Below are 10,377 nucleotides of genomic sequence, written 5' to 3'. Positions count from 1 at the left end.
TCGCCGCCCGCTGGTGCTTCTTCTCGGCCAGGTCGAGCGTCCCGGAGCCGCAGATGTCGCCGAAGACGACGAACCGGTGGATGCCGCCCGCTGCTCCGCCCACGTCCGCGCCCACTTCCCCGTTCACTCCCGCACTGCTCACTCTCGGACTCCCTGTGTGCTGCCCCGGTGCCGTTGGTGCCGTGGTGATCCGTGTCCAGACTGGCCGCGTTCCGCGACCGGCGATGTAGCCGTTTACACACCCGGCGGACGAATCTCCGCCGGGGCGCGCGCGCCCCTCCGCGAGCAGCACCAGGACCCGCATGTCGATCACGACGACGGTGCGGTTCGCGGTGCGGACCACGTCCTGCTCCCGCAGCAGGCGAAGCGCCTTGGCCACCGCCTCCCGGGTCGCTCCGATGGCCGCCGCCAGGTCGTGCTGCGGCAGCGGGAGTTCGAGTACGGTCCCGGCCTCGGCCGGGCGACCGGCGCGCTCGGCCAGCTCCACGAGGCGGGCGGCGAGGCGCTGGAGGACGGTCTCGGAGGCGAGCGCACGGCGCTCCACGTCGGCGCTCCGCAGCCGGGTCGCGAGCTGCCGCATGATCAGCGAGGTGGCGTGCGGCCGCGCGGCGAGGAAGCGCCGGAACCGGTCGCCGGAGATCGCCACCGCCTCGACCCTGCCGAGCGCGGTGACGCTGGCGCTGCGCGGGCGCCGGTCGACGGCGGCGAGGTCGCCCACGACCTCGCCGGCGCCTCGGAGGGCGAGGATGAGCCGCGAGCCGCGCTCGGTGCCCACGGAGACGACGGACCAGCCGGAGAGGAGCGCGAGGACGAAGGCGGTGGTGTCGCGTTCGCGGATCATCACCTCCCCGGGTTCGTAGACGCGCCGGGCGCCCTCGGCTGTCAGGGACCGCCGGTCGGCCGCCGGGAGGGCGTGGAGGAAGGAGCGGTCCTGGCCGAAGAGACTCACCGCGCGCTCACCCCCCGTACCGTCCTCGGGCCCTCCGGGGAAGACCGGTCCGCCGATGATCGACCGGCGTATTCGTGTGCGTGTTCCCACCTCAAGTGACGTCCCGCGTCACAGTATTGACGCTGCGTCACGTCATGGGGTGAAGAACGCTAGAGGGTGCGGAAGAAATGCGTCAACGGGCACGGGGGGCGCAGGGGAGCGCCGCACCCGGCGCCCCTGCGCCCCCCCGTCGGGGCCGGGCGAAGACCGCGCGAAGACCGTGCGAAGGCCCTGCGGAGGCCGGGCGAACACACGCCGAAGCCCTCGCGGAGCCCCACCCGTCCGAGGGGGTGGCGATCTCCGCGAGGGCTTCCGGGAATCGGGCCGGGCGGCGCGGCCTCACCGCCGCAATGCGTCAGAGCCTCGGGTCCACCGGCTCCGATTCCAGTGCCAGGACCGCGAACACGGCCTCGTGGACCCGCCACAGCGGCTCCCCCTCCGCGAGCCGGTCGAGGGCTTCGAGGCCGAGCGCGTACTCGCGCAGGGCCAGCGACCGCTTGTGGCCGAGGAAGCGCTGCCGCAGCCGCTCCAGGTTCTCCGGCCGGGTGTACTCGGGGCCGTAGATGATCCGCAGGTACTCCCGACCGCGCACCTTGACGCCCGGCTGGCCGAGCCGGCCCTTGCCGTCGCGGACGAGCGCGGCCAGCGGCTTGACGACCATGCCCTCGCCACCGGCGCCGGTCATGTCCAGCCACCAGTCGACACCGGCCCGGACCGAGGCCTCGTCGCCCGTGTCGACGACGAGCCGCCGGGTGACCTGGAGCAGACCGGTCGGATCGTGCTCCACGAGCCGGTCGAGCCAGGCGAGCTGCTCGTCGTGCGGGACGGCCGCGAGCGAGCGCCCGTGCGCCCCCAGGAGCTGGAAGGGCGCGAACCGCACACCCTCCAGGCCCTCGGTCGGCCAGCAGTACCTGCGGTACGCCTCGGTGAACGCCGCCGCGTCCACCGCCCGCTCCCGCTGCTTCGCGAGCAGCCCGTCGATCCCCTCGACCCCGCGCGCCACCGCCTGTTCGAGCGCGGAGATCGCACCGGGGAAAACCGCGCCCGAGGCCGCGCCGACCGCCGCGTACTGCGCGCGGAGCAGCCCGGCCGACTTGAGCGACCACGGCATCAGTTCACCGTCGAGCAGCAGCCAGTCCGTGTCGAGCTCGTCCCAGAGTCCGGCGGCGCCGATCGCCGTCCGCAGCCGGGCGAGCACCTGCTCGGTGACGGCGGGATCGTCGAAGAACGGCCGTCCCGTACGGGTGTGCAGCGCGCCGGTCGCCCCTTCGGCGTCCACACCGAAGCGCTCGCGGGCCGCGTCGGCGTCCCGGCAGACCAGGGCCACCGCCCGGGAGCCCATGTGCTTCTCCTCGCACACGACCCGCTCGACACCGTCCGCCCGGTACTGGGCGAAGGCCTCGGCCGGGTGCTCCAGATAGCCCGCCTCCTTCGACGTGGCGGTGGGCGCCATCGTCGGCGGCAGATAGGTGAGCAGCCGCGGGTCGACCGCGAACCGGCTCATCACCTCGAGGGCGGCCGCCGCGTTCTCCTCGCGCACCGCGACGTTGCCCAGGTGCCGGGTCTCCACGATCCGCCGGCCGTGCACGTCCGCCAGGTCCAGGGGGCGTCCCTGGTGCCCACCGGGCGCCTCGGTCGCGAGCGGGCGGGCCGGCTCGTACCAGACGCGCTCGGCCGGGACGTCGACGAGTTCGCGCTCGGGCCAGCGCAGCGCGGTCATCTTTCCGCCGAAGACGGCTCCGGTGTCGAGGCAGAGGGTGTTGTTGATCCAGGAGGTGTTCGGCACGGGGGTGTGGCCGTACACGACGGTGGCCCGCCCCCGGTACTCCTCGGCCCACGGGTAGCGCACCGGCAGCCCGAACTCGTCGGTCTCGCCGGTGGTGTCCCCGTACAGCGCGTGCGAGCGCACCCGCCCCGACGTCCGGCCGTGGTACTTCTCCGGCAGACCGGCGTGGCAGACGACGAGGTTGCCGCCGTCGAGGACGTAGTGGCTGACGAGCCCTTCGATGAACCGCCCGACCTCGGCCCGGAACTCCTCGCTCTCGTGCCCCAGCTGCTCGATGGTCTCGGCGAGGCCGTGCGTCTCCTGGACCTTCCGGCCCTTGAGCCAGCGGCCCAGCTTGTTCTCGTGGTTGCCGGGGACGCACAGGGCGTCGCCCGCGGCGACCATCGCCATCACCCGGCGCAGGACGCCCGGCGAGTCGGGGCCCCGGTCGACGAGGTCGCCGACGAAGACCGCCGTGCGGCCCTCCGGGTGGTGCCCGTCGACGTACCCGAGCTTGGCGAGCAGGGTCTCCAGCTCGGACCGGCAGCCGTGGATGTCACCGATGATGTCGAAGGGGCCGGTGAGGTGACGCAGATCGTTGAAGCGGCGCTCCAGTACGACCTGGGCGGCCTCGACCTCCTCGACGGACTTCAGCACGTGCACCTTGCGGAAGCCCTCGCGCTCCAGGCCGCGCAGCGAGCGGCGCAGCTCGCGGCGGTGGCGCTGGATGACGTGCGCCGGCATGTCCGCGCGGTCGGGACGCGCGGCGTTCCGCCCGCGGCACACCTCCTCGGGCAGATCGAGGACGATCGCGATGGGCAGCACGTCGTACGAACGGGCGAGCTGCACGAGCTGACGCCGCGCCTCCTGCTGCACGTTGGTCGCGTCGACGACGGCCAGTCGCCCGGCCGCGAGGCGCTTGCCCACGATGTAGTGCAGGACGTCGAAGGCGTCCTTGCTCGCGGACTGGTCGTTCTCGTCGTCGGCGACGAGCCCCCGGCAGAAGTCGGAGGACACGATCTCGGTCGGCTTGAAGTGGCGCCGGGCGAAGGTGGACTTGCCGGAGCCGGTGGCGCCGACGAGGACCACGAGGGACAGGTCGGTGACGGGCAGGGTGCGGGCCTGGGTGGTGCCGGCCGGGTTCACGGTCTCGGTGGTCATGCCTGTTCCTCCTTCGCGGCGATCGGGGTCTGGTTCTGGGCCTGGTTCTGGTTCTGAGCCTGGTTCTGGGCCTGGTTCTGGTTCTGAGCCTGAGCCTGGTCCTGAGCCTGGTCCTGGGCCCGGGTGAAGACGGCCATCTGGGTGGGCGGTCCGACCTCGGGGTCGTCCGGGCCCACGGGGGTGAACCCGACGCCGTACCCGTACCGCTCGGCGACAGAGGCCGCCCAGCTCCGGAACTCCTCCCGGGTCCACTCGAAGCGGTGGTCGCTGTGCCGGACGTGCCCGGCCGGCAGCGACTCCCAGCGCACGTTGTACTCGACGTTCGGCGTGGTCACGAGGACCGTGCGCGGCCGGGCCGAGCCGAACACCGCGTACTCCAGGGCCGGCAGCCTCGACAGGTCAAGGTGCTCGATGACCTCGCTGAGCACCGCCGCGTCGTAGCCGGTCAGCCGCTTGTCGGTGTACGCGAGCGAGCCCTGCATCAGTTTCACGCGAGCCGCCTGCCGCTCCCCCATCCGCTCCAGCCGCAGCCGCCGCGCGGCGACGGTCAGGGCGCGGACGGACACGTCGACACCGACGACCTCCGTGAATCGGGTGTCCTTGAGCAGCGCCTGCACCAACTGACCCTGACCACATCCGAGATCGAGGACCCGGCTCGCCTCGGCCCGCTCCAGGGCGGCGAGGATCGCCGCCCGGCGCTGCTCGGCGAGCGGCACGGGCCGCTCCTCGGTGTCGGTCGACTCGTCGACCGCGTTGTCGACGTCGTCGACGTCCAGGCCCTCGGCCTCGGCGAGCCGCACGAGTTCGAGCCGCTCGCCGGCCTCACGCGTCAGGCCCCAGCGGCGGGACAGATAGCGTGCCGTGATCAGCGTCCGCTCGGGGTGGCCGGCGAGCCAGCCGTCGCCGGCGCGCAGCAGCTTGTCGACCTCGTCGGGCGCGACCCAGTAGTGCTTGGCGTCGTCGAGTACGGGCAGCAGGACGTAGAGGTGGTTGAGGGCGTCCGCGAGCCGCAGCTCACCCTCCAGCACCAGGCGCACATAGCGGGAGGCGCCCCACTCGGGGAACTGCCCGTCCAGAGCCACCGGCTCGGCGTCCACGGTGTCCCAGCCCAGCGGCCCGAACAACTTGCGCACCAGCTCGGCACCGCCTCGCGCGGGCAGCGCGGGCACCTCGATACGCAGCGGCAGCGCCGCCGCGGCCCGCTCGGGCATCGCCTGGCAGACGCCGTGCAGCGCCGTCTTGAAGACCTTCGCGAGCGCGACGGCGAGCAGCGAGGACGCCGCGTAGGGCCGGTCGTTCACGTATTGGGCGAGCGCGGAGTCCGGGGCGCCGCCCCGGCCCTTGCCCTTGCCGCGGCGCACCAGCGCCACGGGGTCCACCTCCAGGAGAAGTGCCGCCGTGCACCGCTCGGCGCTCGCCTCGGGGTAGAGGACGTGCGCCGTGCCATGCGAAGTCGAGAACGTCTGCGCCCGCTCGGGATGCTTGTGCAGCAGAAAGCCGAGATCGGTCGCGGGACGCTCCGGGTTGCCGGTCGTACTGATCGTCAGGAACACGCTTCCGAGTATGAGTCGCCGCTCCCCTTCCGACCAGGCATTTTCCGTGCGGCACGACCCTGCTGTGGACCGCGGGCTCAGCCCTCGATCCCACCGGTGGCCAGGGACGAACCCAGGGCGGAGATCGTCGCCGGGCCGACCCGGCAGCAACCGCCGATGAGCCGGGCGCCGGACGCGGCCCAGTCGGTGGCGCGGCCCGGGTCGAAGGCGATGTCTCCGCGCCAGCCCCGCGCGCGGGCGTCCCACCGCTCCCCGCTGTTGGGATAGACCAGGGCCGGCTTCCCGGTCACGGCGACGGCGAGCTCCACGGCGGGCCCCGCCTCCGCCGGGTCGCAGCAGTTGACCCCGACGGCGACGACCCGGTCGTTCCCCGCGGCGACCGCGAAGGCCTCCGCCAGGTCCTGCCCGGCCCGGGTCCGCCCGCCCTCGACCGTGTACGAGAGCCACACCGGCACCCCGCACCCCTCGACCGCCCGCAGCAGTGCCTCGGCCTCCGTCACGTCCGGAACGGTCTCCAGCGCCAGCACGTCCGGCTCCGCCGCCGCCAGCGCCTCGATCCGGGGCCGGTGGAACGCCTCCAGTTCCCGTACGGACAGCCCGTACCGTCCCCGGTACTCGCTGCCGTCCGCGAGCATCGCGCCGTACGGCCCCACGGATCCGGCGACCCACACCTCCTCCCCCACTCCCGCCGCCGCGGCCCGGGCGAGCTCCACGCTCCGCGCGAGCAGCCGCGCGGCCTCCTCCCGGCCCACGCCCCGCCGGGCGAAACCCTCGAAGGTGGCCTGGTAGCTGGAGGTGATGAGCACCCGGGCACCGGCCCGTACGTACGCCGCGTGGGCCGCCTCGATCTGCTCGGGTCCGTCGGCCAGGAGCCGCGCGGACCAGAGCGCGTCCGAGAGGTCGCAGCCCTGTGCCTCCAGCTGGTTGGACAGTCCGCCGTCGAGGACGAGAACTCCCGCCCCGAGGGCCTCGGTGAGCGTACGGACCGGTTTCATCGGATCGCCCCGCTCATCCCAGCTGCGACTGGACCCGCGCCGAGATCAGCTCCAGGTGGTCCAGGTCGTCCAGGTCGAGGACCTGGAGGTAGACCCGGGAGGATCCGATCGCCGCGTACCGCCCGATCTTGTCGACGACCTCGGCGGGCGTGCCCGCCAGACCGTTCGCCTTCAGCTCGTCCACGTCCCGCCCGATGGCGGCGGCCCGGCGGGCCACCTCGGCGTCGTCCTTGCCGACACAGACGACCAGGGCGTTGGAGTACACCAGGTCGTCGGGTGCCCGCCCGGCCTCCTCGGCCGCGGCCCTGACCCGGCCGAACTGCCGCTCGCTGTCCTCGATCGAGGCGAACGGGATGTTGAACTCGTCCGCGTACCGCGCGGCCAGCCGCGGCGTACGGCTCGCGCCGTGACCGCCGATCAGGACCGGGATCCTGTCCTGCGCGGGCTTGGGCAGAGCCGGCGAGTCGCTGAGCCGGTAGAACTCCCCCTCGAAGTCGAAGGTCTTGCCGATCTCGGTCTCCCACAGACCGGTGACGATCGCCAGCTGCTCCTCGAGACGGCCGAACTTCTCCTTCGGGAACGGAATGCCGTAGGCCTTGTGTTCCTCCTCGAACCAGCCGGCCCCGAGCCCGAGTTCGACCCGTCCGCCGGACATCCGGTCCACCTGGGCGACCTGGATGGCGAGCACACCGGGGAGCCGGAAGGTCCCGGCCGTCATCAGGGTGCCGAGGCGGATCCGCCTGGTCTCCCGGGCGAGCCCGGCCAGGGTGATCCAGGCGTCGGTCGGTCCGGGCAGCCCGTCGGCGGAGCCCATGCTGAGGTAGTGGTCGGAACGGAAGAAGGCGTCGAATCCGAGCTCCTCGGTGGCCCGTGCCACCGTGAGGAGGGTGTCGTAGTCGGCCCCCTGCTGGGGTTCGGTGAAGATACGGAGATCCATGCCTCCATCCTGCACCGTCGGGTGCGTGTCAACCTCTCCGTCAGCTCCTTGCGCGCCCCGGCTCGGTCGGGTGAATATCCTTCCCAGCGGCGGGCCGCGTCCGCCCCGGCCAGTGACCGGGGCCCGGCACCCGTCGTTGGCTCGGGCGGAGCCGGACCGCCCGGCCCGCGTGCCGGCGGCCGCTGCCGGTGCGCCGCTCTCTCTCGTGGCCCCGTCCTCGTTGGCGGGGTCCGGGCCGAGGAGGCCCCCATGTCCCAGGAAGCCGCGCCGGAGCAGGCCGTGCCCGAACAGCCGGCGTCGCGATCCGTGCCCGAGCAGAAGGGCCCCGGCGCCCCCAAGGGCCTGCTCCAGCAGATGGAGGAACTGATGGCGGCCCTCTCGGCCGACCTCAACCAGCTGGACGCCGACCTCCAGTCCACGTCCGACCGCCTCGCTCCGGACCGGTCGCCGTCCGACCGCCTCGCTCCGGACCGGGCCACCCACGACAAGCCCGATCCCCACCAGCCCCAGCCCTAGCGCGGACAGCCGGAGCCCCACTCCCACCGGCACCGCCGCGAACAGGCCGCGCACCGGGAGCACGAGGCCGAGCAGCACGAGCCCCACAGCTCCCGCCCCGAGCGAACCGAGCCCGGGGAACACGTGCCTGAGCGGACCGAGCCCCGGAAACACGGGCCCGAGCGGACCGCACCGCACGCCGTTCATCACCGGCCCCGTCCGGGGCCCGCACGGCCCCGGGCGGCGTCGGGCGGGCGGGCCCGCTCCCCGTCCCTCACGGCCAGGCGCCGCAGCATCCCGCGGACCCGGTCGCTCGACTCGTCGGCGGCGTCGATGGCCTCGATGCACTGCCAGTAGAGACCCTCCTCGTCGGTGGCGCAGGCCACGCCGACCAGCGCGATGCCCACCTCTCCGAGCAGCTCGCCGAGTGCGGTCAGGGCCCCGCGCGGGTCCGCCACCTCCGACAACCGGGCCGCACGTGGCCCACCGGCGCCCCACGCCGGGTACTCCCCGATCTCGCTCAGTCCCCGCGCCTCACCGCGCAGTTCCTGCGGTCCGCAGAGCGCGAGATGGTTCCCTATCGCCTGGGCGAGCGCCTGCGCCTGCCAGGCCTCCGCCACGATGTCCTGTGCCGATCCGCTCTCCGCCAGCGCGTGCCGGCCAAGCGCGACGAGTCGTTCCGCTTCCATCAACGCCGCCCCCGTTCATAGGACTTATCCGCCCACTCAATCCACTACCCAGAGTGAGGCGACCTGAGCCCCAACACCAGGGGAATTCGGAAATCTGTGGACAGGAGGCTCGACGGGGAAAAGTCGATCACTCCGAAGAGTGACGATCTCTGTCCGGGTCCCCTTCCTCGCCCCCATCTCCCCGTCCTCCGCCCCGCCTCCGGACGGGAAATCGGACCTCGTTCCGGTCGATCTTGGCCGCGAGCGCGGCCAGCGGATCGACCCCGAGCACTTCACAGAACTGGAGGAGGTAGGCGAGCACGTCCGCCACCTCGTCGGCGACCCGGTGCGCCGACTCCGGGTCGTCCATCACCCGCTCCGCCTGCTCGGGCGTCAACCACTGGAAGATCTCCAGGAGTTCGGCCGCCTCCACGCTGAGCGCCGCCGCCAGGTTCTTGGGCGTGTGGTAGGGCTGCCAGTCGCGCGCGGCCGCGAACTCGGCCAGCCTCCGCTGCAGTCCCGCTACGTCGTTGTCCGTCACGCGCTCAGGTCTACCACCCGGCCCGTCAACCCCTCAGGTCTGCCCACAGGCCGTCAACCGCTCAGGTCCGCCCACAGGCCCGTCGACCGCTTACGTCCACCACCAGGCCCGTCGACCCCTCAGGTCCACCGCCAGGCGCGTCAGCGGCTCAGTTCCACCACCGTCACCCCGGGCGTCCGGCGCGCCTGTGCCGCCACCCGCGCCCCGACCGTGCCGGCGACCCGGATGTGCCCGTCGGCGGCGATGCCCGTGGCGAGGCCGAGCAGTTCACCGGCCTGGCGCTCGTCGAGCCCCCGGTCGAGGCCGTCGGCGAGCAGCGTCAGGGACTGCATGGCCTCGGGCACCTCGGCGATCCGGTCCATCTCCAGGACGCCGGGGCCCGTGAGCAGGGTCAGCGCGAGCGCGAGATAGCGCAGTTCCCCGTCCCCGAGGCGGGCGAGCGGCGTCGCGGGCCGGCCGCCGCGTTCGAGTACGGCCCGGACGGTGCCGTCGGGGAGTTCCCGCACCCCGAGCCCGGTGACGGGTCCCACGCAGCCGGCCGCCGCCACGGCCGCGAGGCGGTGGTGCCGGCGCGGACAGTCCGTGTGGGTGCGGTGCAGGACCTCGGCGAGGTTGCCGCAGCCGCGCCGCAGCCGTCCCTCGCCGGGCGGTACGGGGGCACGCATCCGCTCGGGCCGTGGGTCGCAGGCGAACGCGGACCGCAGCCCGACCACCACCTGTTCCGCGGCGGCCAGCACTTCCAGCTGTCCGGGGGTCTTGCCCGCGACCCGCAGCGGCAGCAGGGCCGTACCGAGGAGGTCGTCGGGGAGGGGCGCCCGGGTGACGGGGGTGGCGCCGGCGGTGTGCCACTCGGCCTGGACGGTGGGGCGGCCCGGGTCGCGCAGGGCGGTGGCGAGGAGGGTGCGGCCCCGGCCGGTGAGCCGTTCGCCGACGATACGGAGCCGGGGTTCGGCCTGGACGGCGATGTCGAGGTGGACCGGGCCCTCGGGTCCGTCGACGGTGCACCCGATGCGGAAGCCGCGCCGGCCCTGGGCGTCGGGCCGGGCCCGCTCGGGGACGCAGTCGGCGGCGTCGGGGAACACCTCGTCGAGGGTGTCACCCGCGCTGAGCCGGGCGAGTGCCTCGTACGCCCGCAGGGTGGTGGACTTTCCGCTGCCGCTGGGCCCGGTGAAGAGGGTGACCGGCCCCAGGGCGTGCACGGCGGAGCGGTGACCGGCGAACGCGGACAACCGCAGCTCGGTGACAGCCGGCCGGGCCCGGAGTCCCCCGCCGCC

8 protein-coding genes and 1 pseudogene are annotated in these 10,377 nt (G+C 73.5%); 1 reads left to right on the top strand and 8 read right to left on the bottom strand.

Going from position 1 to position 10,377, the window contains the following annotated elements; all coding sequences use genetic code 11:
• Nucleotides 1-259 precede the first annotated feature (259 nt).
• From AOK00_RS36085 to AOK00_RS36065, 5 genes and pseudogenes are all read right to left on the bottom strand, one after another.
• Nucleotides 260-949 (bottom strand): annotated as a pseudogene (locus AOK00_RS36085) (Crp/Fnr family transcriptional regulator); the annotation flags it as partial.
• 394 nt (nucleotides 950-1,343) lie between these two features.
• A complete protein-coding gene (locus AOK00_RS36080; RefSeq protein WP_055604313.1) occupies nucleotides 1,344-3,914 on the bottom strand; it encodes a polynucleotide kinase-phosphatase in 2,571 nt (856 codons plus the stop codon).
• Nucleotides 3,911-5,467, bottom strand: coding sequence for a 3' terminal RNA ribose 2'-O-methyltransferase Hen1 (locus AOK00_RS36075; RefSeq protein WP_063886719.1), 1,557 nt, complete (start codon nucleotides 5,465-5,467; stop codon nucleotides 3,911-3,913). Before AOK00_RS36075 ends, AOK00_RS36080 begins: the two co-directional genes overlap by 4 nt.
• 77 nt (nucleotides 5,468-5,544) lie before the next feature.
• The gene (gene mmuM, locus AOK00_RS36070; protein WP_055604312.1) at nucleotides 5,545-6,462 is read right to left on the bottom strand and encodes a homocysteine S-methyltransferase; all 918 of its coding nucleotides are present in this window, start codon (nucleotides 6,460-6,462) and stop codon (nucleotides 5,545-5,547) included.
• Between the two features lie 13 nt (nucleotides 6,463-6,475).
• Nucleotides 6,476-7,399 carry an LLM class F420-dependent oxidoreductase gene (locus tag AOK00_RS36065; RefSeq protein WP_055604311.1) on the bottom strand — a complete coding sequence of 308 codons (924 nt, stop codon included), beginning with the start codon at nucleotides 7,397-7,399 and terminating at the stop codon, nucleotides 6,476-6,478.
• A gap of 249 nt (nucleotides 7,400-7,648) precedes the next feature.
• Between AOK00_RS36065 and AOK00_RS36060 the strand changes: the two genes are divergently transcribed.
• Complete coding sequence (locus tag AOK00_RS36060) at nucleotides 7,649-7,915, top strand: hypothetical protein (protein WP_055604310.1); 267 nt, start codon at nucleotides 7,649-7,651, stop codon at nucleotides 7,913-7,915.
• A gap of 185 nt (nucleotides 7,916-8,100) precedes the next feature.
• Here AOK00_RS36060 and AOK00_RS36055 read toward each other — a convergent pair whose 3' ends face one another.
• The 3 genes from AOK00_RS36055 to AOK00_RS36045 form a co-directional block, all read right to left on the bottom strand.
• Nucleotides 8,101-8,583, bottom strand: a complete 483-nt coding sequence (locus AOK00_RS36055) for a DUF6099 family protein (RefSeq protein WP_055604309.1) — start codon at nucleotides 8,581-8,583, stop codon at nucleotides 8,101-8,103.
• A 127-nt stretch (nucleotides 8,584-8,710) separates the two neighbouring features.
• Nucleotides 8,711-9,103 carry a nucleotide pyrophosphohydrolase gene (locus AOK00_RS36050; protein WP_055604308.1) on the bottom strand — a complete coding sequence of 131 codons (393 nt, stop codon included), beginning with the start codon at nucleotides 9,101-9,103 and terminating at the stop codon, nucleotides 8,711-8,713.
• Nucleotides 9,104-9,243: 140 nt separating this feature from the next.
• On the bottom strand, nucleotides 9,244-10,377 hold a 1,134-nt coding region (locus AOK00_RS36045; protein ID WP_055604307.1), incomplete at its 5' end, for a biotin transporter BioY.

Origin of the sequence: Streptomyces aureus, from assembly GCF_001418135.1 — a bacterium.
GTDB classification, from domain to species: Bacteria; Actinomycetota; Actinomycetes; order Streptomycetales; family Streptomycetaceae; genus Streptomyces; species Streptomyces aureus_A.
This window is presented reverse-complemented; position numbering and strand designations above follow the sequence as displayed.